The sequence below is a fragment of the Flavobacteriales bacterium genome, assembly GCA_020635395.1.
GTDB lineage: Bacteria > Bacteroidota > Bacteroidia > NS11-12g > UBA9320 > UBA987.
Map to the genome: position 1 here is coordinate 422,863 of JACJZV010000002.1, position 22,691 is coordinate 445,553.

Genomic DNA, 22,691 nt, shown 5'->3' on the forward strand with positions numbered 1-22,691 from the left:
AAAAATTGCACACTTTATAAAAAATATGAAAAAAGGATTTTTAACAATTGCCCTTTCCGTTGGCATTTCGTTTGGATATGCTCAGCAACCAAATCTTCCAAAAGATTATTCCATAGTAAAATTTTGTGGAGCTACAGAAGTAAAAAGCCAAGATAACACTGGCACTTGTTGGAGTTTTTCCACCTCGTCCTTTATAGAATCAGAAGTGCTTAAAAAAACCGGAAAACACATTGATTTATCCGAAATGTTTACGGTAAGAAACATATATTTGGAAAAGGCCATAAAGTACATCCGTTACCATGGCACCTGCAATTTTAGTCAAGGTAGCTTAGCCCACGATGTTTTTAATTCATACAAAAAATATGGCATGATGCCTGAGTCGGCTTATTCGGGTTTAAATGGAAAAGCAAAACACAACCATCAACTTTTGGAAAAGGAGCTAAAAAATTATCTTGATTCTGTAATAAAAATTGGTGAGATAGACCCTCATTGGAATGAAGGTTTTAGTGTAATTCTGGACAAGTATTTGGGAGTTGTAAATCCTGTTTTTGAGTTTGATGGCAAATCATATAATGCACGCACATTTGCCGATGAGGTTCTTGGACTTGATTTGACAGATTATATAGGACTTACCTCTTTCTTGCATCACCCATTTAGTCAAAATATGGTAGTTGAGGTTCCTGATAATTTTAGCGATGGAGAGTATTATAACGTACCGCTAAATTCTTTTCAGAAAATGGTGGATAACGCACTCAATGCCGGATATTCTATTGAATGGGATGGAGATGTGAGTGAGGTTGGTTTTGATAGAAAAAACAGTTTTGCCCGTTTTTACAATGATACCATTTCTGCAAAAAGCAATATGGAAACCCCTGCCAGTGCAGAGCTTAGGCAAGCATTATTTGACAATTATAAAACTACTGATGACCATTTAATGCATATAGTTGGACTTGTGTCTGGACCAAACAAAGAAAAATATTATTTGGTAAAAAATTCATGGGGAAATAAGTCTGGGTTTGATGGATATTTGCTCATGTCTGAAACCTATTTTTTGATGAAGACTGTATCTATTTACCTAAATAGTGAAGCCATTGATGAAGATTTTGATTCACATTAAATTTTCACTCATTATGCTCATAAAAAACACCTTTAAAACCATTTTGATGGCAGAAAAAATCTTTTTGTAGATTTGCCGAAAACAAAAAATGTTATGCTGAAAGAATTTAGAAACTTTATTATGACGGGCAATGTTATTGATTTTGCCGTTGCCGTGATTATGGCCGGTGCCGTCGGAGCCGTTATTAATGGCTTTGTATCAGACATCGTAATGCCTATTATTGGACAAATGACGGGTGGTATTGATTTAAAAGACTGGTTCATCTCACTGGATGGAAATGAGTACAAATCATTTACCGAAGCAAAAGAAGCCAACGCTGCGGTTATTGCAATTGGCAACTGGCTAAATTCCATTATTAACCTGGTGTTAGTGGGTTTTGCCATGTTCATTGTTGTTAAAGCCTACAACAAAACCAAAAAGCCTGTAGAAGCTGCACCAGCAGGCCCAAGCGAAATTGATTTGCTAACTGAAATTAGAGATGCTCTGAAAAAATAGTTTCAGTATTCTCTTATCCTGTTTTAAAAAGAACTTTGTTTTACACAAAGTTCTTTTTTTGTGTAAAGCCTTTGAAACATACCTAATATTACTGCATCGAAATGAATAAAAAATCTGCTTTCGGCATTATATTTTTAACCACTTTTTTAGATTTATTGGGTTTCGGCCTTATCATTCCCATATTGCCCAAACTTTCCCTATCATTGGGTGCCACAGAGTTGCAGGCAGGTTTGATAGCCTCTGTTTACCCACTTATGAATTTTGCCTTTTCACATTTTTGGGGCAGTTTGAGTGATAAGCATGGTCGTCGTCCAATAATATTGATAAGTGTTTTGATTACGGCCATTGCCTATATTGGTTTTTCGCAGAGCCATGCACTTTGGATATTAATTGCTTCCCGAATTTTGGCTGGCATCGGTTCGGCTAATCTTGGTGCTGCACAAGCGTATATTGCCGACATATCCACCCCCGAAGAACGAACCAAAAGCATGGCCATGATTGGAGCCGCATTCGGATTAGGTTTTATTTGTGGTCCTCCCATTGGTGGTTGGCTAAAATCAGATTTTGGTCTTCAAGCACTTGGTCTTACCGCCGCCGGATTATCGTTTGCCAACTTCGTGTTTGCCTATTTTCTGCTTCCCGAGTCCCTGCAACAAAAGAAACAAATTATTGTGAGACAAAATCCGATTAAAGCCATTTTAGCAGCAATGAAAAAGAAAGAATTAAGACCCATTTTTTGGATAAGTTTTTTATTTACCATTGCCTTTTCTATGATGCAAATTACAGCTGTTTGGCTATGGGGAGATTACAGTGGGTTTTCTGAAAAACAAATTGGTGGTGTTTTCATGTTTATTGGCTTGTGCAGCGTTGTAGTTCAGGCCTTTTTAGTTGGCCCTATATCGAAGCGTTTTTCCGAAACACAAATGCTTCTATCCGGACTTTTACTTTGTGGAATCGGCCTTTTTTCATTGCCCTTTTTTCAAGGAAATTTATTTTTTCCTTTTGAGTATATCGCCCTGGCTCTTATATCTTTAGCCAACGGCCTGATTAACCCTTCGATGATGTCAATTATTACAAAACGCTGCAAACCAGATGAAATAGGAAGTACTACTGGAGTCTATCAATCATTTGGTTCTTTGGGAAGAGTGATTGGTCCATTTATTGGTGGTGGATTTTATGGTCTTTGGTATATACTACCATACATTGGTGGGCCGATTTTATTAATAATTGCCTTAGTACTTTTGTTTACTCAAATGAAAACAAATCCTAAAATGGGCATTGCAAAGGAAAAGTAAGTTAGGCTCTCCAGTAATATTTGCAGGTTTTGCAACGCATCAAAATGTTGCTAAACCATTTGGTAGGTGTACCCAAACTGACTAATATTTTTTCTATTTTGTTAAGAATCTTGTTGCCAGAAACCGCTTTGATTTCAAATTTGTGGTGGTGGCAATTGGGGCAGGCTAAATGTGTCATAATAGCAGTAATAAATTTTGGTGGTAAAGGTAGCTGATTTAGCATAAAATTTCAAAAATACATGCAAGCAAATGACACTTAATTTACACACTTTAAGCAACTTGAGATAAAATATGACAAATTTACTCCCTAATGACATATTGAACTACTTACGACCTTCACTTTAAATCAAATGTCAAGTCTCAAAAATCTACTTCTCAAAATTGAGGCACAAATAGTTATTTTTACCTGCAAAATCTTTGAGTTTAAAATTTTGGTTGGTTAACCTTACCTTTGCCGCACTGAAAAAATGCTCGACAAATTAGAATCCATATATCAACGGTTTTTGCAGGTTGAAACTCAACTGAGCGACCCCGATGTCTTGTCGGATGTAAACAAATTCAACAAATTAAACAGAGAGTATGGCGATTTGAAAGATATTGTTGAGGTTTATCATCAATACAAAAAATTGATTGAGGGTTTGGCCGAGGCTCGCGAAATTTTGAAAACCGAAAGTGATGCCGAACTTAAAGAGATGGCAAGGCTTGAATTGGAAGAACTTTCGGAACAAAAAGAGCCACTTGAAGAAAAAATAAAATGGCTACTTATTCCGAAAGACCCAAATGACAACAAAAATGCCATCATGGAAATTCGTTCAGGAACGGGTGGAGATGAAGCAAGCCTTTTTGCAGGAGATTTGTACAAGATGTACACTCGGTTTTGTGCCGAACAAGGCTGGCAAACCGAAGTAGTTGAAATGATGGAAGGCACCGTTGGCGGTTTCAATAAGGTTGTTTTCGAAATAAAAGGGCACGATATTTATGGAACACTAAAATTTGAAAGTGGAGTTCATCGTGTGCAGCGAGTACCCGACACCGAGTCGCAAGGGAGAGTACACACCAGTGCTGCAACCGTTGCCGTTTTGCCCGAGGCGGATGAAGTTGACGTAAAATTAAATATGAGCGATGTAAGACGTGATACTTTTAGGTCCAGCGGGGCGGGAGGTCAGCACGTTAATAAAACCGAATCTGCCATTAGGCTTACGCACATTCCAACCGGGATTGTGGTAGAATGTCAAGATGGACGCTCGCAACACCAGAATTTTGATAAAGCCTTAACCGTTTTGAGAACCCGCATTTATGAGCGTGAGCTTGAGGCAGCACAAAAGAAAATTGCCGCCGAACGAAAATCACTGGTTTCTACGGGTGATAGGTCGGCCAAAATCAGAACATACAACTTTCCGCAAAGCAGGCTGACAGATCACCGCATTGGACTAACGCTTTATAACCTCCCAGAGATTTTAAATGGTCAAATAATGGAAATAATAGAACAGCTAAAAATTGCCGAAAATACTGAAAAACTGAAAGCCGGTGGTGTTGAAATCTAAATTCAAATCTGTTCATAAGTTGTTTGAAGTAATCAAAACCCCAGCATCTTGCAGCACCAACCAGCCTCTATATTTGCCTCGAATTTTCAAGTTTCATAGTCATTACTCTTTGTTTTATGAGATTCAAAGCCTTAGAAATTGCTCAGTCACGGAAACCGGTAAAGGTTAAAAACCCATTTAAGAATGTTCAGGAGATGTATGCCTGCAACGTATTTAACGAAGATGCGATGCAGAAATATCTGGACAAAGAGACCTACTCAGCCTTAAAAAAGGCCAAGAGAGATGGTATTAAGATAAGCAGAAGCGTTGCTTCTCAAATTGCTACTGGAATGAAAAACTGGGCAATGGAGAGAGGAGTTAGTCACTACACCCATTGGTTTCAGCCATTAACAGGAACAACTGCAGAAAAGCATGATTCCTTTTTTGAACCTCAAGACGGACGTGCTATTTCTAAGTTTAGTGGAGACTCACTTGTGCAGCAAGAACCCGATGCATCCAGCTTGCCAAGTGGTGGTTTAAGAAACACTTTTGAAGCACGAGGATATACCGGTTGGGATCCAAGTTCACCAGCGTTTATCTATGAAAACACCAGTGGTAAAACCCTTTGCATCCCTACCGTATTTGTTTCTTATACTGGAGAAGCTTTGGACTATAAAGCACCGTTGCTCAAATCTTTATCGTTAATTGATAATGCCGCAACAGAGGTGTGCAAATACTTTTTTAGTGATGTCAAAAAAGTACAAGCTTCTTTAGGTATTGAACAGGAATATTTTTTGGTGGACAAGGCACTTTTTAATCAGCGACCCGATTTGTTGATGTGTGGAAGAACCTTGTTTGGTTATGCTGCCGCCAAAAATCAACAGATGGAAGACCATTATTTTGGTTCTATTCCCGACCGAGTGTTTAACTATATGTATGATTTTGAAATCGAAGCTTTAAAATTAGGCATTCCTTTAAGAACAAGACATAATGAGGTAGCTCCGGGACAATATGAGTGTGCTCCTCAATTTGAAGAAGTAAATTTGGCCATAGACCACAATCAATTGTTGATGGATTTGATGGATGAGGTGGCCAACCGGCATGGATTTAAAGTACTATTTCACGAAAAACCCTTTGCCGGCATTAATGGCAGTGGTAAACACAACAACTGGTCGTTAATTACAGACACAGGAGTTAACTTGCTCTCACCTGGAAATAACCCTTTGGCGAATTTGAGTTTTTTAACATTTTTCGTCAATACCATTAAAGCGTTTCACGACAGTGCAGATTTAATTAGAGCAAGCATCGCTTCTGCCTCAAACGATCATAGACTTGGAGCAAACGAAGCACCACCGGCTATTATGTCCATATTTATTGGTTCTACGCTTACTAAGGTGCTCCATGATATGGAAAACAATGTGAAATCAAAAAAGGAAAAAGAAGCCGATAAAACCATTTCCATTGCTCAGATACCAGAAATTTTAGCCGACAATACAGATAGAAACCGTACTTCTCCGTTTGCATTTACCGGAAATAAATTTGAATTAAGGGCGGTAGGTTCCTCAAAAAGTTGCTCTTCGCCCATGCTGGTTTTGAATGCGGCTATGGCTCATCAACTTCATCAGTTTAAAAAAGATGTAGATAAACTGATAAAAGAAAAAGGCGAAAAGAAAAACGATGCTATCATTCAAGTTTTGAGAGGATATTTAAAAGACTCAAAAAGAATTTTGTTTGAAGGAAATGGATATGGCGATGAGTGGGTAAAAGAAGCAGAGAAGAGAGGTCTTTCTAACTTAAAAGACACCCCTTCTGCATTATCTGCATATACCGACAAGCAAACCGTTAAAATGATGGGTGAGTTAGGCATTTTCTCAGAACACGAACTAAAAGCCCGCCATCACATAGAGCTGGAAGACTATATTAAAAAGGTTCAAATTGAGGGTAGAATTATAGATGATATGACCTATACTAAAATTTTGCCAGCAACGGTTAAATATCAAACCACTTTGGCCAAAACAGTTTCATCAATGAAACAAGCGGGTATGGAGAAGGAAGCCTCTTTATCGGCAGAAATTTTAAAAGAAGTATCAATGCATGCAAACAAGCTGAAACACCACGTTGATAAAATGGTGGAAGCTCGAAAAAAGGCCAACAACACAAACGGTCTTGAAAAACAAGCATTGGCTTATTGCAATACCGTAAAAGCTGAATTTGACGAAATCCGCTATCACGCCGACAAATTGGAACGTTTGGTTGATGACCGTTTGTGGGATATTCCAAAATACAGAGAGTTGTTACACATAAAATAAGATTTTGTGATGATTCACCTAAAAACCCGACCAGTTCAACGTCGGGTTTTTTTTATTTACACCAACCCAATCCTCCTTTTCCACGTCAAAGAGACGGAGTACTAAAAAATACAACAATGACAAACAAAAATTTATTTGGAAAAAGTGTTAATAATGTTCATTTTTGGACTTTTGTACGATTAAAGCAGAAAAAGTTTCAAATGATTACTTTTAAATATAAATATCTTATTTGGTTAGGTCTTTTGGCCTTTGTTTCAGGTTGCGGTGCGAGGCTGGAAGAGGCCAATAAACAATATAACCTGCATCAATATGCCATTGCCGCTGATATGTATGAACAGGTTTTGAAGGGTAAGACCGGAGGGGAACTCACCAAAGACCAAAAGCAAGAAATTGCCTATAGAGCTGCGGAATCTTATAGATTTAATCACAACAGCAAACGTGCTTTAAAAATGTACGACAAAGCCATTGATTATGGCATGAAAGACGCAAAAGTTTACTTTAGATATGCCGAAATGCTTATGGAGCAGGGGTCATATACTGAAGCCTTGAACAAACTACAAGAATATAAAAAGAGCAACCCTGCCGACCCCGATGTGGACAATAAAATAGCAGGATGCGAACTTGCCTTAAAGTGTGCAGATAAAAAAACAAGATACATTGTTGAAACTTTTAAACCCGCCAACGTTTCAAAATTTGATGATTATGTGCCAAGATATGCCGATAAAAAACATACCTCTATCATGTTCACATCGGATAGAGAAGAGGGCTTGAGCAAAAAGCAAATGAAATGGACTGGTCGCCAATACAGCGATTTTTGGATTGTGAAGCAAAAAGGAAAAAGAGATAAAATATCTTGGCTGGCTCCCGAAGTTGTTGAGGGCTTTACTGAGTTTGGCGATGGCATTGCCACCTTTGACGCAAGATACTCGACTATGTATTTCACCCAATGTAATGGCCTTGATGGAAAAGACACTACTTGCAAAATATACGAGGCCAAAAAACGTGGTGATGGTTGGGAAGTAAATCCCGAGCCGCTTCCCTTTTGCAGCGATAAATTTGACTGCGGGCATCCAGCTTTGTCTCCTGATGGAACCAAACTTTATTTTGTAAGCGACATGGAAGGCAGCTATCAGGATGAAGATAAATCAGGAAAAGAAAGAACCACGGATATTTATGTGGTAAACTACGTTAAGCGTGGAAAAACTTGGGGCGAGCCAATTAATTTGGGGCCAACTATAAACACAACAGGTGATGAGAAATTCCCGTATGTGCATGAAGACGGGACGCTTTATTTTTCTTCTGATGGTCATGTTACCTTAGGTGGTTTGGACATTATGTATTCAAAACAATTGAGCGAAAGCCCAACAAATTGGGGAAATCCCGTAAACATGGGATGCCCCATAAACTCTAACGGTGATGATTTTGGAATTATAGTAGATGAGGACAAAGAACATGGCTTTTTCTCATCAGACAGAGCTAAAGGTGATGATGACATTTATGAATTTAGTATGACTCCTCTTGTTATTCTTCTTTCTGGAACTGTAACAGATTGCGAGTCGAGCATACCCTTGCAAAATGCAAACGTCGTAATAAGCAACGACAGAGATTCATCAAAAATTAGATTAGTCACAGATGAAAAAGGATATTATGAAACACCTTTGCGTCCGGAAGTGAATTATGAAATAGAAGTATCGAAACGTGAAGATTACTTTTACGATGCCGAGCCAAAAACAGTTTCTACTGTTGGGATTGAGGAGAGTACTACCTATATAAAAGACTTTTGTTTGAAAAACCAATGTTCGGATGTTTTCGTTCTTCCTATTTATTACGATTTGGACAAGGCATATCTGCGACCCGAAAGCAGGATTGTGCTGGACGGCTTGATTGCTACACTAAAAAAATATCCTAAAATGAGTGTAGAGTTGGGTTCTCACACCGACTGTAGAGCAAGCTATGAATACAACCGAGATTTATCGCAAAGACGTGCGGATTCTGCGGTTGATTATATTCTTAGAGCCGGAATTAACCCTTTCAGATTGGAAGCAAGAGGTTATGGAGAGTCACAATTGGTGAACGAATGTGCATGTGAAGGAACAGTAAAAGTGCCATGTACAGAGGAACAACATCAAGAGAACAGACGTACTACCGTAAAAGTAGTAAACTGTAAATACGAGTTTAAATGGAGCAATCCTGAAGTGCAAGACACCAACAAGATTGCCATGGATGGACAAACCATTTACAGTAAGGTTATTATTCAGGCTCGAAAAGATTATATCAAAAATCATGGAAGTGAATATGAAAAAGAAATTAAAATAATAGAAGAAGAAAAGAAACGTGTGAATGAGGCGGCTGAGAAAAAAAGAATCGAAGATTTGTATGATGTAATTCCAATTACTGTAGCTCGCGACAAAGTTTATCTTAATGGTTCGGTAGGAAGAAAAAGAATAAAATTTGAATATGACCCTGACGGCTCAAAAATTGAGTTGCCACAATCGGTTGTTGAGGAGCTTATCAAAGCTGACTCACTTTCTGTTGCAGACTTCTCAGAAGGAAATAAGAAAATAAAAATTGCCGAGGGAAGTATTAAATTGACAAGTACCTCTTTTAAACTACGATCTATTGAATTTGACGGAGTAACTCTTTACGACGTTCGATGTAAAATGATTTTGGAAGAAGATGGTAAACGTGGAACAGCCAAAATTGGTGCCGGGGTATTTGATGAATACAAAGAAGTGGAAATTAAAGAAGATAAATTGTATTTGATGAAAGACATCGAATAAAAAGAAAATACTTTGATAATTAAAAGCCCACGCCATGGCGTGGGCTTTTTTCATTTATTCCCGTTACACTTTCAACTGTATCTTTGCACCAAAATTACAGCGGATGAGTCGGTATTCGAAAAGAGGAGTTAGCTCAAAAAAAGAAGACGTACACAATGCAATTGCCAAATTGGATAAAGGTTTATACCCAAATGCGTTTTGCAAAGTAGTTCCCGATTATTTGGGGAATGATGCCAACTATTGCAATATTATGCACGCCGATGGTGCCGGAACGAAATCATCATTAGCCTATCTTTATTGGAAAGAAACGGGTGACTTGAGTGTTTGGAAAGGTATTGCTCAGGATGCTATTGTAATGAATATTGACGACCTTCTGTGTATTGGGGTAGCAGATAATTTCCTACTCAGCTCCACCATCGGAAGAAATAAAAATAAAATTCCAGGAGAGGTAATAGCCGCAATTATTAATGGCACCAACGAATTTATCGAAGAAATGGCGGCACATGATGTGCAGATAATTCAAACCGGTGGCGAAACTGCCGATTTGGGTGATTTGGTTAAAACAGTAATTGTGGACAGTACGGTTATAGCCCGAACCAAAAAAAGTTCTATTATAGAAAACAATATAAAACCCGGAAATGTAATCGTGGCTTTTGAATCGCATGGGCAGGCGGTTTACGAAAATTTTTATAATGCGGGCATGGGAAGCAACGGCTTAACCTCTGCTCGGCACGATATATTTAAAAAGGAATATGCCACAAAATATCCAGAAAGTTTTGACGGCGAGATTGATTTGGAATATGTCTATTCCGGTAGTTTTGGTTTGACCGACAAGGTGCCAGATATGCCTGTGGACATGGGTAAAGCAGTTTTATCTCCTACCCGAACGTATGCACCGTTGATGAAAGAAATTTTGAAAAATTTTCAATCAGAAATAAATGGCATTATACACTGCTCAGGTGGAGCTCAAACAAAGGTGCTGCGTTTTATCAAAAACCTAAAAGTGGTAAAGGATAATTTAATGCCAATTCCACCACTTTTTAAATACCTTTCCCAAGAGTCGGGCAGCGATATGAAAGAGATGATGGAAGTTTTCAATATGGGTCATCGATTGGAAATATACATCGACCGGAAACATGCTGCAGAACTAATTGATATATCAAAATCATTTGGAATAAATGCACAAGTAGTGGGTTTTTGTGAGGCAGCCGAAGGGCAACATTTAGAAATAACACACAACAATCAAACCGTAAACTGGAGCTTTTCAGAATGAAGGATATTCGGGAAATATCTCTGGACGAATTAACCGAAACGCTTGCCAATTGGGGTGAGAAATCATTTCGGGCAAAACAAATTTTTGAATGGCTTTGGAAAAAAAATGCACGGTCGTTTGAACAAATGACCAACCTTTCAAAACCACTACGCGAAAAACTCATTCAGCATTTTAGCTTTAAGACTATTAAGCCTGACATTATTCAAAAAAGCAATGATGGCACGATAAAAATTGGTTTTAGATTGCATGATGGATTTATGGTTGAAGGAGTTTTGATACCTTCCAAAAAGCGGATGACGGCCTGTGTTTCGAGCCAAGTAGGATGCAGCCTTAATTGCACATTTTGTGCTACCGGATATTTAAAAAGAGAGAGAAACCTAACACATTACGAAATATTTGATCAAGTGGCCATTATCAATGAACTGGCTCAAGAAAATTATCAAATTCCATTATCAAACATCGTTTTTATGGGCATGGGCGAGCCGCTTTTAAACTATTCAGAGGTAATGAACGGAATTGAACTTATTACATCCCCTGATGCAATGGCCATGTCTCCGAGCAGGATAACTCTTAGTACGGCTGGCATAACCAAAATGATAAAGAAAATGGCAGATGAAGAGGTTCGATTCAATCTCGCACTTTCATTACACGCTGCCACGAACGAAAAACGATCCAAGATAATGCCCATAAATGAAAGCAATACGTTGGAAGATTTGGTGGAGGCTTTGAATTATTTTTATGACAAAACGGGGTCAAGAATTACTCTGGAATATTGTGTAATAAACGAGGTGAACGACACACCGGAAGATGCACAAGAGTTGGCCAATTTTGCCAAACAAATTACCTGCAAAATAAATCTTATAGAATACAACGCCATTTCTATGGCCGACTATAAATCATCATCCGGCAACAGAACCGACAGATTTGTAAAACATCTTGAAAACCAACATTTGATTGTAAACCTTCGCAGAAGTAGAGGAAAGGATATTGATGCCGCCTGTGGGCAACTTGCCAATAAGAACTGATATTTCTCATCCAGTCTTTTAAGTAATATTTACATAATTTCGTATTAAACAAAGATTTAGGTTCTTATGAAGATGATTATTCTCACCCTTGCTATCTTTCTATCCTGCTTTTCTGTTTCAACCGTTTTTGCTCAAGAGGTGGGCGATAGCACATCCGAAAAAAAGCAACTGTATGTTGTAACTAAAACGGATGGAGGCGAGTTTTTTGGCTATATTTTGTCTGACGATGGTCGAGAAATACTTTTGGAAACAAAAAATATTGGTAAAATATACATCTCTAAGTCCGACATTAAAGAAATTAAGGCTATATCGGAAACAGAGGCCAATACAAACCAACCAAAGTACAATGACTTTCGGGAGCAAGGGCCTTTTACAACGCGATATTATTTGACTACCAATGCGTTACCCATAAAAAAGGGAGAAAATTATGCTATGATTCATTTGTATGGCCCGGAAGTTCACTTTGCTGTTTCTAATCAACTTTCGTTAGGTGTAATGGCTTCTTGGATAGCCAGCCCAATTGGTTTGGCAACAAAGTACTCGTTTAAATCACCAAATAAATATCATTTTGCGGTTGGAAGTATTGTTGCCTCTTCTGGTTTTTTGCTAAACAGCAAAGGGTTTGGTGGCCTGCATTGGGGTACTGTAACTTATGGCAATCGTAAATCAAATTTTAGTCTTTCTGCGGGTTATGGTTATCTCAATTTGAACAATCAAAAAAGATATATCGGAAATCACTTTGAGTTGGCCGCATCTGACTATGCCGCTCATTATAACAGCTATGATGTTTATTACAAAACGTTGGAAAAATTGGGTGTTACAAACAATGATTTGTATAAAAGATACGCCGGCTCGGCGGCTGCTTTCGGTATTGGGGCTTTAACACCAGTTGGTCAAAAATCAAGTTTTATATTTGATGGCATGATTTTCATTAACAAAAAATCTAGCACTTCTATTTCGCGAACTTTTACGGTTCCGAATGTTTCTTATTATACCAGAGATGGCAATTATGTTACTTCGGATGTAGTGGTAAATGAATTCGAAATTGTTCAAAAAGGATTAGGATTTACGGCTTTAATAATGCCAGGTATGCGATTTCACAAAGCATTTAATAGATCTTTTCAAGTGGTATTGGCCGGAGTGGTAACCACAGCTCCCGATGGAGACATAAATACCTTCCCTGTTCCAATGATTTCTTGGCTGAGACAGTTTTAGTGCTTTTTATATGCTTTCTGTTTTAGAAAGTTGATTTAGCATTTCTTTAACCATTTTGTCTAAATCAAAATCAGGTTTCCAATTCCAATCTTTTCGGGCTTGCGAGTCATCAATACTTTTGGGCCAACTATCAGCTATTTTCTGTCGAGAGTCAATTTCATAGCGTATCTCAAAATCAGCAATTTCTTTTTTAATTGCTTCGGCTAATGTTTTTGGGTCAAAGCTCATACCACTTAAGTTATACGAACTTCTGATTGGGACATTTTGAGCTGTTGTTTCTGTTATATCAATGGTGGCCTTTATGGCATCATCCATATACATCATGGGCAACGAAGTGTCTTCCCTTAAAAAACAAGTGTAGCTTTTCGATTTTAATGCCTGATGAAAAATATCGACAGCATAATCTGTGGTGCCGCCTCCGGGTAGTGCTTTCCAACCTATTAAACCAGGATATCGAACGCTTCGCACATCAAGGTTATATCTATTAAAATAATATTCACAATATCGCTCTCCGGCCAATTTTGAAATTCCATAAATGGTGTTTGGATCCATCACACAATTTTGAGGGGTATTATCTCTTGGAGTGTTTGGGCCAAAAACGGCAATGGAACTAGGCCAAAAAACACGTTTTACATTATGGTCGAGACATGCGTCAAAAATGTTGAACATGCCGTCCATGTTCAGTTCCCAACCCTTTTTGGGCCATTTTTCGGCAGTGGCACTAAGCATGGCTGCTAAGTGATATACCATGGTTGGCTTGTATTTTTGAAACAGTTCTTTGGTACGTTCAACATTTAAAACATCAAAAATCTCGTAAGGGCCGAAATCAAGTTTTTCTTCTGTTGATTCTTTGATGTCTGAACAAATCACATTGTTCTTTCCATATCTATCGCGAAGCGTTGCCGCAAGATCGGTTCCTACCTGACCTTCAGAACCAATAATTAAAATCGTTTCACTCATTTTCGTTTTCAAAAATAATTTAATTGGCAGCTATTTGTTGATATATTTCATAGGTTTTGTTTACCATATTTTCTACCGAAAATTCTGCAAGTTTTTGGTTTGCATTTTCTGCTAATTTCATTGACTTTTCTCGATTATCGAGTAACTCGATAACAAGTTTAGATAGCTCCAAATCATCTCCAATTTGTGCTAACAAGCCAGTTTCATTGTTTATAATCATTTCGGGTATTCCACCAGCGTTGGTTGCCACCACCGGAATTTTATTTGCAAATGCATCTAAAACGGAAGTTCCCAGTCCCTCTGTTTTGGAGGTAAACAATATCAAATCAAAATTGGGATAAAGCTGAGGCAAATCGTCTCGAAAACCCAAAAACAAAACTTTGTTTGCAATTTTCAAATTGTGTGCCTGCTCTTTAAGCTCTTCTTCCAATTCGCCTGAGCCAATAATTAAAAAAACGACATCCTGTTTTTTGCTCAACACATTTTTTGCAGTTCGCAAAAAAGTAGGGTAATCTTTGTGGTCGGCCAATGCTGCCACATTAGCCACCATTTTTGTTTCAGTTGGTATGCCCAGTTCTTGCTTTAAATTCTTTTTTTTAACACCAAAAAATTTAGAACTGTCAACTCCCGAATGTACGGTCTTAACCATTTCGGTTCTTTTTATTTTGGGTAAAACAATTTGCCGAATTGCTTCCGATACGCACACTATGGCTTTTATTTTTTTGAAGTTGTATTTGTAGTGCGAAAACCAAGATTTGCCTATTTCAAAATCCACCCTTCTACTCAAAACAATATCCGGTTTATTGCCAAATAGAAGTGCAGCTAAAACGGCGGTAGTGTGCGAGTGCGAATCGTGAGCATGAATGAGATTTACCCCATTTTTTGCACACATATTTTTTAGCATTTTAGCAGCATTTAGGTCAAAACCAGACTTTTTTTCAAATAAAATTTTATCGGTGTCGGCTAACTTGGTGGCCAAAATGCTATTTTCTGGACAGAAAACCAATTGCCTTATTCCTTTTATCTTTAAGCCATTAAACAGATAAAAGAGCTGTTGCTCGCCACCACGCCATGATAGTGGTGAACTCAGATGAAGAATATTAAGGCTTTCGGCAATGCTCACAATTAATGGCAAAGGTGCTTTTTTCTCCTCAATTTCGCCCAAACGAATCATAAGTATTTTCGGATTAATAATGAGGTTTAAATGACAATAAATAATAAGTTTGCCCAACCAAAGTTTACCACATTGCTTCAAAAAAAGTAGTTGGAGAATAAAAAAAATTAAAGGATGAAAACGTATAGGGTTGTTGGTGTAATGTCTGGAACTTCAATGGATGGCGTTGATTTGGCACATTGCCAATTGACCGAAAACGAAGCCGGACAATGGAACTACAAAATAAATGCTGCCAAAACAATCCAATATAGCGATTTGTGGCGTTTGAGATTATCAAAATTACGCAACCAAAACGCTCTAAATGTGTATAGAACCGATAGATATTATGGCGAATATATAGGCCGTCTGATAAACGAATTTTTGGCAGAAAATTACTTGACGGCTGATTTAATAAGCTCACATGGTCACACCATTTTTCATCAACCCGAAAATAATTTGACCTTTCAAATTGGTTCGCCAAGTGCTATATCTGCAATTACCGGGCTTCCTACGGTTGCCAACTTTCGTGCTATTGATGTTGTAAAAAAGGGCGAAGGAGCCCCGATTTCGGGCATTGGTGATCGGTTACTTTTTTCTGAATACGATATGGGTTTAAATCTCGGTGGATTTGCCAATATTTCTGCAGTTATTGATGGGAAATCGGTTGCTTTTGATATTGCACCATGCAATATTGTTTTAAACCGAATAGCTCGTGAGTTTGATTTGGAATTTGACAAAGACGGCAAAATTGCCGAAAAAGGCTCCATTAACTACGACCTTCTTAGTGAGCTAAACGGCATTGAATATTACAAACAACCCTATCCAAAATCGCTTGGCAGAGAGTGGATAAATGAAAACTTTTGGTTTAGGGTTAAACAAAGCGATGTATCGAAACAAGACAAAATGAAAACCTTGGTTGACCACATTGGCCAACAAATAGGCAACGATATTGAACAATTGAGCAACGGAAAACAAAATATTAAAATTATTGTAACAGGTGGCGGAGCTTTTAACCCGGTTTTAATAGACCATATTCAAACCCATACAGATGCTGAAATAATTGTGCCTGACCGCACTTTGATAGAATATAAGGAAGCCCTGATATTCGCTTTGATGGGCATTTTAAGAGTGCAAAACAAACCCAATATTTGGGCTTCATTTACGGGTGCAAAATCTGACTCAATTGGTGGTGAGTTAGCCGGAGATTTTTCTAAATTGCACTAACTTTATGAGGGCGGTTTTTACCATATCATTATTCTTCATTTGGGGCATTGGCATTGGCCAAACGGCACATAAAATAACTTCCACCTATTCTCTAAGTTTTCCTTACGGGTTTAGAGCAACGAACTTTGATAATATTTTGTATTTCAATGCATTTCATGCAAAAAATGGTTGGCAACTTTTTAAATTGGAAAACGAAAAACTAACTCAAATATCAGATTTTAAACAAAACCTGAGCAAAAAAGAAGTACCGGAAATAATGCAAGGTGGCATGATATCCAACCTAACTCTATTTGAAGGCTCCGTTTACTTTTTTGTAAAAGGAAAAGGTTTTCCATCGGGCATATATAGAATAAAGGGCAATAAGACAGAATTGGTTTATGAATGCGAAAAAACAAGCAACCAATTTGCCACATCGCACAATCAATTAATAACTTGCGTTAAAAAAACAACCATCACAAAAAAGAGTAGCAATACCGAGAACCTTATGCTCAGCATAACGAATGGACGTATTAACACAGAAAAACTAAAAACCGATGATATATTTGAAGAAATAATGGTGGTAAACAATAGTATTTATGGCGTTTGTCATGGAAAACTTTATTGCACTACTCCAACCATGACACAAATTAGGGAAGCTGGAAATTATGTGTTTGGTTTAAGCCAAAACAACTCCAATTTATGGTTTAATTATTATCAAAAAAATGACTTTGGAAACGTAGTGCCCTATGTTGCCATGCTTGATAAGGATGATAAAATCAAAAAAATTCCGCACGACAATAGTGACATTAATGCCCCAATTTTTTGGACTCAAAATCATGGTTTTTTGATGGTAAAAAAGGATTCATCCCGATTGTATGATTATGCCCAAAACGGAAAATTAATTGGTACTTTTTCCCTCGATTTTGACTTAATGGGAGCATCAGAAACATTGGGTCAAACTGTTTTCTCGCTGGGTAGGTTAGATAGTTCATTTCTATATCAAATAAACGGGAACAAGGTTATTCAGCAAGAGTTTGACTACACAAAAAATCAACGAAACCTGACTTCGCAAAATGATTATTTGATTTTTTTGGCAGACGAACACGGGCGAACTTCTCTTTACAAATCTGTTCCTATGATGCCTCCGTTGGTAGCCAATCAAAACTTTTCTTTTCTTGACTTTTGGCAAAACGGACACTCTGTTGGCAACATCCATGCTCAAGGATTTGGCGAAAGACCAAAATTGAGATACTACGCAGAGTCAGGTTCTGGCCTCGACTATTTCAATGTAGATGAATACAGCGGCGAAATAAGCATCAAAGACAATCAAAAGTTTTATACAAGCAAAAGTCTTTCTTTCGACTTAAAAGTGAGAGTTTCTGACCGAAAAAATGGAGATTCGCATTGCACCATAACGCTGGAAAGAAAAAGAAACCGCCCTTTTAACTCATATAATGTGCGAGAATCTCTTATATTTTTTCCTGATTTTAAGCGGGTCAATACACTTACCACGAGCAAACTTCCTGATGGCTTAACGGTTTGGATTTATGATTTAGATTACAATATGATAGATGAGATAACCATAAATAATGGAGCAATTATATTAGGCGGATACCCCAGCGGGGTGTATCTTATAAATGTTGACAACGGACAAAATTTATATCAAAAGATAGAATTAAAATAATGGAAAATACAGCAGCAAACGCAGAAGCTTTATTAAAGCAATTTGAGGAAAAAAGACCAGAAATTATTTTTGAATGGAATGATAGCGAAACCGATGCAAGAGGTTGGTTGGTTATTAACTCATTAAAAAATGGTTCGGCAGGTGGTGGAACCCGCATGCGGAAAGGACTTGATGTTAGAGAGGTGGAGTCATTGGCCAAAACAATGGAGGTTAAATTTTCGGTTAGTGGGCCGGCCATTGGCGGTGCAAAAAGCGGTATCAATTTCGACCCGTCCGACCCCCGCAAAAAGGAAGTATTAAGAAGATGGTATAAGGCCGTTACTCCCATGTTGAAATATTACTATGGCACCGGTGGCGATATGAACGTTGATGAAATTCATGAAGTGATCCCGATGTGTGCCGAAAATGGAGTTTTGCATCCGCAAGAGGGAACTGTAAACGGACATTTTACAAGCTACACACCAGAAGAAAAATTGGCCGCGGTTGGCCGTTTGCAAAAAGGTGTTTCTTTGGTAATGGAAGATGCACGTTTTACTCCAGATTTATCAAAAAATTATACCATTGCCGACCTAATTACCGGTTGGGGTGTGGCAGAAGCCGTTCGCCACTATTACGCCATTTGGGGTGGTATGATGAATCATAAACGTGCCATTATTCAAGGATGGGGCAATGTGGCCGCTGCCGCTGCTTTTTATTTAGCAAAAAACGGTGTTTCGGTTGTGGGTATCATTGATAGAGATGGTGGAGTGATAAACGAAGCAGGTTTTTCTTTAGAAGAAATCATCGATATGTTTGTATCACGCGATGGAAACAAGCTTTCAACTGAAAATATGTTGAGTTTTGACGAAGTAAACGAACGAATTTGGAAACTGAAATCAGAAATATTTATACCTGGTGCAGGCTCGAGACTCGTTACTAAAGAAAACGTACAAAACATGATTGACGGTGGCATGGAAGTAATAAGCTGTGGAGCCAATGTGCCATTTGCCGATAAAGAAATTTTTATGGGGCCTATTTCTCGATTTGCAGACGAAAACATTGCCGTAATTCCTGATTTTATCGCCAATTGCGGTATGGCACGGGTGTTTGCCTATTTACAGCTTAAAACCGCTGAGGTAAACGATGTGAACATACTTATGGATGCTTCAGAAATAATAGAAAAGGCACTTCTAAAAGTTCATCAGTTCAACAACAAAAATACTGGCATTAGCAGCAAAGCTCTTGAGCTTAGCCTGATGACACTGATGAAATAGAAAGATTCGACATATTTGAAAGAAAGAAGTAAATACGAACCATTACTCTATGCCATACTTATTGGTTTTGGAGTAATGGTTGGTCTTTTTTGGAATGTCTTTGTACAAAAAAAGGGATTTGGACAAAACACCAAAATTGAGCAGGTAATGTCTTTGTTGGAGAGAGAATATGTTGACTCTCTTTCCTACAGTCAAATTGAAGATAGGGGTATATCGCAGATGCTTCAATCTTTCGACCCCCACTCGGTTTATATTCCAACCCAGTATGTTGAGTTTGCCAGTCAAGATTTAAAAGCAAATTTTGTGGGAGTTGGCGTGGAGTTTATGATTTACCGAGACACGCCTTATGTGGTAAGAGTATTGCAGCAAGGTCCAGCTTATGTTGCCAGAGTTTTACCCGGTGATAGAATTTTGAAAGCAGATACAAATAACCTGCTTAAATTAGAAAGCGACAAGGTTATTGCATTAATAAAAGGTGAATCTAAAAGCCTTGTTAAACTAAACATTTATCGCCCTCAAACCAAACAAAATCTTACGGTTGAGGTAAAACGAGAAAGCATTAAAAACCCCAGTGTTTACGGGTTTCAGGTGGATTCTAAAACACTATATGTAAAGATAGAACACTTTGCAGAAAACACCTCTGAAGAGTTTGTTAACTTCATTGAGAAATCGAAAACCAACACCACCAAAAACTTGATTATTGATTTGAGAAACAACACAGGAGGATACTTAAAAACCGCCATTGATATTTTAGATGAAATAGTTTCGGGTGAAGAATTGTTGGCCTACACCAAATCTCATTCCAAAACAGAAACCCGATACTCTTCCTCCAAAAAGGGAATTTGCGAAGATTTGAATATAGCCGTTTTGGTCAATGAAAATTCTGCATCGGCAAGCGAAATAGTGAGTGGTGCTTTGCAAGATTTAGACAGAGCCTTGATAATTGGTAGTCAAACTTACGGCAAAGGCCTTGTTCAAGAAACATTCCAACTGCACGATGGTTCGCAAATTAGGCTTACAATTTCACGTTACTACATTCCTTCGGGTCGCTCTATACAAAAACCTTATGATAAAGATGGATACAAACATCTTGACTCATTGGCTTTAGCAGAATACGGCAAAGACTTTAAAACAAAAAACGGAAGAATTGTTAAAAGTTTGGGTGGTATTACTCCAGACATTCTTTTATCCAACACCGATGAAAACTATTCTACCAAAAATATTGGAATTTCAGCAATAAAGATCTTAGACAAAAATATAAACCGCTGGCATAATATGGATTACCAAACTTGGGTTTCAAGTGGACAAATTGATGCAGTAATCCATTCTAATATTGACTCCACCCACCATTTTCTACCCGTAAAAAACAGACTTATCTATCAACTTTACGGCAGTGAACCGCTCTATCAATTTGAGTTAAAACAAGATGAGGCGGTTAAGCGAGCGTTGCAAGAATTTTCTGCTTCGAATAAATTGTTTTTATTCTGATTGTTGCATCAGTTTTTGCATGCTATCCAAAAAATGTTTGGATTTTGCATCGGCATCTTGCAGCATGGTATCTACTTTTTTCATCTCAACTTCATGTTGTGTCTGCTCAGCTTCGGTCTCTTTGTCTTTCGTGCATGCTGCAAACCCTGCCACAGCAATTAGCAAAATAATTAAACTCCTTTTCATATCTCCTTCAAGATTAGGCAAAAAAAAAGGTGCGTATGCACCTTTTTATAAATTTTTTCTCAACTTTTAATTAGTGAGTTTCGCCCTCAGCGTGAGTTTCGCCTTCAGCTGGAGTTTCCATTGCATTGCTGTCAGCTGGTTGATTCATTGCATTTGCCATTGAATCTTTTTCCAACTGAGCTTGGTCATTAGCCATTGAATCTTGATTCGTTGTGTTTGAATCAGATTTTTCTGAATTGTTGCAAGCTGCGAAAGCAAACATTGTAGCGATAGCCAATAATGATAATACTCGTTTCATTTTCTTGAATTTTAGGTACCTTTAAATTAAAAATATTTTTTTTAAAAACTGGCCGCAAATATAAAACTTGTTTATATAGACAAATAATTTTAAAATTATTTTTTTCTAAAAAAGATTTGCATCGGAACCCCAGTAAAATCGTACTCTTTTCGAATTTTGTTCTCCAAAAATCGTTTATACGATTCCCCAACGTATTGTGGAAGGTTGCAGAAAAAGGCAAAACTTATCTTTTTTGTCTTCAATTGCGTAATATATTTTATCTTGACATACTTGCCCTTTTTAGAAGGTGGCGGAGTTTCTTGAATAACTTCCAACAAGTAATCATTCAATTTTGCGGTAGATATTTTCTTTTTGGAATTCTCATATACCTGAATAGCTGTTTCAACAGCTTTAAATACCCGTTGTTTTGTTAAGGCAGAAATAAATAGTATGGGAACATCCACAAATGGGGCAATTTTTTCGTGAATAGTCTCTGAATAATATTTGGTGGTTTTATGGTCTTTTTCCACCAAATCCCATTTGTTTACCAATATTACAATGCCTTTTCCGTTTTTGGCGGCAAGGCTAAATAGATTTACATCCTGAGCCTCCATGCCCTGAGTAGCATCTAAAACCAACAATACCACATCGCTGCTTTCAATAGCCTTAATGCTTCGCATAACGCTATAAAACTCCACATTGTCCATTGTTTTTCCCTTTTTCCGCACGCCGGCAGTATCCACCAATATAAACTCATGTCCAAAGGCATTGTATTTTGTATCAATGGTATCTCGCGTTGTTCCGGCTATTTCTGTAACAATGTTTCTTTCCTCACCCAACAATACATTGCATAAGGAGCTTTTGCCAACATTTGGTCTCCCGATAAGCGAAATTCTTGGCAATTCATTTTCCTCCTCGGAAGTATCTGGGGGCAACATTTCAACAAGTTTGTCAAGCAATTCGCCAGTGCCACTACCCGACATGGAAGAAACTGGCATTACGTATTCAAAACCCAACGAGTAAAATAAGCTGGACATAATCAATCGTTCATTGTTGTCCACTTTGTTTACTACCACAATCACAGGTTTATCTGTTTTTCGCAAAAAGCGGGTAAAACTCTCATCCAAATCGGTAATTTCAGTAGTCACATCCACCATAAAAAGCAAAACATCGGCTTCATTAATGGCAATTTCCACTTGCTGCCTGATGGATTTTTCAAAAACATCATCCGAATTTACGACGTAGCCTCCTGTATCAATGATGGTAAACTCACGCCCCAACCACTCCGATTTGCCGTAATGTCTATCACGTGTTACACCCGATTGGTCGTCAACAATCGCTTTTCGCTCACCGTGAAGCCTATTAAACAAGGTCGATTTTCCAACGTTTGGCCTTCCAACTATGGCTACAATTCCTGACATATTTTTATTTGAAACGGCAAAGGTGCTGCTTTAA

19 protein-coding genes are annotated in these 22,691 nt (G+C 37.9%); 13 read left to right on the forward strand and 6 right to left on the reverse strand.

Annotation, left to right across the window (positions count from 1 at the left end; all coding sequences use genetic code 11):
- Window positions 1–25: 25 nt before the first annotated feature.
- The 3 genes from H6607_08020 (at window position 26) to H6607_08030 (ending at window position 2,907) form a co-directional block, all read left to right on the forward strand.
- Window positions 26–1,117, forward strand: coding sequence for an aminopeptidase (locus H6607_08020; GenBank protein ID MCB9262305.1), 1,092 nt, complete (start codon window positions 26–28; stop codon window positions 1,115–1,117).
- 93 nt (window positions 1,118–1,210) lie between these two features.
- The gene (mscL, locus tag H6607_08025; protein MCB9262306.1) at window positions 1,211–1,612 is read left to right on the forward strand and encodes a large conductance mechanosensitive channel protein MscL; all 402 of its coding nucleotides are present in this window, start codon (window positions 1,211–1,213) and stop codon (window positions 1,610–1,612) included.
- A 101-nt stretch (window positions 1,613–1,713) separates the two neighbouring features.
- Window positions 1,714–2,907 carry an MFS transporter gene (locus H6607_08030; protein ID MCB9262307.1) on the forward strand — a complete coding sequence of 398 codons (1,194 nt, stop codon included), beginning with the start codon at window positions 1,714–1,716 and terminating at the stop codon, window positions 2,905–2,907.
- A gap of 1 nt (window position 2,908) precedes the next feature.
- Here H6607_08030 and H6607_08035 read toward each other — a convergent pair whose 3' ends face one another.
- Entirely contained in the window at window positions 2,909–3,130 is a 222-nt protein-coding gene (locus tag H6607_08035; protein MCB9262308.1) for a hypothetical protein, read from the reverse strand.
- Window positions 3,131–3,374: 244 nt separating this feature from the next.
- Here H6607_08035 and prfA point away from each other — a divergent pair, with 244 nt between their 5' ends.
- The 6 genes from prfA to H6607_08065 all read left to right on the forward strand — a co-directional run bounded on the left by prfA (window position 3,375) and on the right by H6607_08065 (window position 13,032).
- Window positions 3,375–4,451: a peptide chain release factor 1 gene (prfA, locus tag H6607_08040; GenBank protein ID MCB9262309.1), complete on the forward strand. Its 1,077-nt coding sequence runs from the start codon at window positions 3,375–3,377 to the stop codon at window positions 4,449–4,451.
- A 116-nt stretch (window positions 4,452–4,567) separates the two neighbouring features.
- On the forward strand, window positions 4,568–6,739 hold the full coding sequence (locus tag H6607_08045; GenBank protein MCB9262310.1) for a glutamine synthetase III: 2,172 nt from the start codon (window positions 4,568–4,570) through the stop codon (window positions 6,737–6,739).
- 200 nt (window positions 6,740–6,939) lie between these two features.
- Window positions 6,940–9,519, forward strand: coding sequence for an OmpA family protein (locus H6607_08050; protein ID MCB9262311.1), 2,580 nt, complete (start codon window positions 6,940–6,942; stop codon window positions 9,517–9,519).
- A gap of 103 nt (window positions 9,520–9,622) precedes the next feature.
- On the forward strand, window positions 9,623–10,792 hold the full coding sequence (locus tag H6607_08055) for a phosphoribosylformylglycinamidine cyclo-ligase (GenBank protein MCB9262312.1): 1,170 nt from the start codon (window positions 9,623–9,625) through the stop codon (window positions 10,790–10,792).
- Window positions 10,789–11,817 carry a 23S rRNA (adenine(2503)-C(2))-methyltransferase RlmN gene (gene rlmN / locus H6607_08060; protein MCB9262313.1) on the forward strand — a complete coding sequence of 343 codons (1,029 nt, stop codon included), beginning with the start codon at window positions 10,789–10,791 and terminating at the stop codon, window positions 11,815–11,817. The genes H6607_08055 and rlmN overlap by 4 nt, the downstream gene beginning before the upstream one ends.
- Window positions 11,818–11,889: 72 nt before the next feature.
- Window positions 11,890–13,032, forward strand: coding sequence for a hypothetical protein (locus tag H6607_08065; GenBank protein MCB9262314.1), 1,143 nt, complete (start codon window positions 11,890–11,892; stop codon window positions 13,030–13,032).
- Between the two features lie 6 nt (window positions 13,033–13,038).
- On the opposite strand, the gene H6607_08070 is transcribed toward H6607_08065, so the two are convergent.
- Together H6607_08070 and H6607_08075 are read right to left on the reverse strand one after the other, a co-directional pair.
- Window positions 13,039–13,992, reverse strand: a complete 954-nt coding sequence (locus tag H6607_08070; protein MCB9262315.1) for an NAD-dependent epimerase/dehydratase family protein — start codon at window positions 13,990–13,992, stop codon at window positions 13,039–13,041.
- Between the two features lie 19 nt (window positions 13,993–14,011).
- A complete protein-coding gene (locus tag H6607_08075) occupies window positions 14,012–15,166 on the reverse strand; it encodes a glycosyltransferase family 4 protein (GenBank protein ID MCB9262316.1) in 1,155 nt (384 codons plus the stop codon).
- 114 nt (window positions 15,167–15,280) lie between these two features.
- Here H6607_08075 and H6607_08080 point away from each other — a divergent pair, with 114 nt between their 5' ends.
- From H6607_08080 to H6607_08095, 4 genes are read left to right on the forward strand one after another with little or no spacing between them, the layout of a single operon-like run.
- Complete coding sequence (locus tag H6607_08080; protein ID MCB9262317.1) at window positions 15,281–16,369, forward strand: anhydro-N-acetylmuramic acid kinase; 1,089 nt, start codon at window positions 15,281–15,283, stop codon at window positions 16,367–16,369.
- 4 nt (window positions 16,370–16,373) lie between these two features.
- Window positions 16,374–18,032, forward strand: coding sequence for a cadherin repeat domain-containing protein (locus H6607_08085; protein MCB9262318.1), 1,659 nt, complete (start codon window positions 16,374–16,376; stop codon window positions 18,030–18,032).
- A complete protein-coding gene (locus H6607_08090; GenBank protein MCB9262319.1) occupies window positions 18,032–19,285 on the forward strand; it encodes an amino acid dehydrogenase in 1,254 nt (417 codons plus the stop codon). Before H6607_08085 ends, H6607_08090 begins: the two co-directional genes overlap by 1 nt.
- Before the next feature lie 15 nt (window positions 19,286–19,300).
- Window positions 19,301–20,773 carry a PDZ domain-containing protein gene (locus H6607_08095; protein MCB9262320.1) on the forward strand — a complete coding sequence of 491 codons (1,473 nt, stop codon included), beginning with the start codon at window positions 19,301–19,303 and terminating at the stop codon, window positions 20,771–20,773.
- Here H6607_08095 and H6607_08100 read toward each other — a convergent pair.
- From H6607_08100 to der, 3 genes are all read right to left on the reverse strand, one after another.
- The gene (locus H6607_08100; GenBank protein MCB9262321.1) at window positions 20,765–20,959 is read right to left on the reverse strand and encodes a hypothetical protein; all 195 of its coding nucleotides are present in this window, start codon (window positions 20,957–20,959) and stop codon (window positions 20,765–20,767) included. The genes H6607_08095 and H6607_08100 overlap by 9 nt on opposite strands.
- Window positions 20,960–21,029: 70 nt before the next feature.
- Window positions 21,030–21,257 (reverse strand): hypothetical protein, encoded by a 228-nt coding sequence (locus H6607_08105; protein ID MCB9262322.1) that lies wholly within the window; start codon window positions 21,255–21,257, stop codon window positions 21,030–21,032.
- 95 nt (window positions 21,258–21,352) lie between these two features.
- Window positions 21,353–22,657 (reverse strand): ribosome biogenesis GTPase Der, encoded by a 1,305-nt coding sequence (gene der, locus H6607_08110; protein ID MCB9262323.1) that lies wholly within the window; start codon window positions 22,655–22,657, stop codon window positions 21,353–21,355.
- Window positions 22,658–22,691 lie beyond the last annotated feature (34 nt).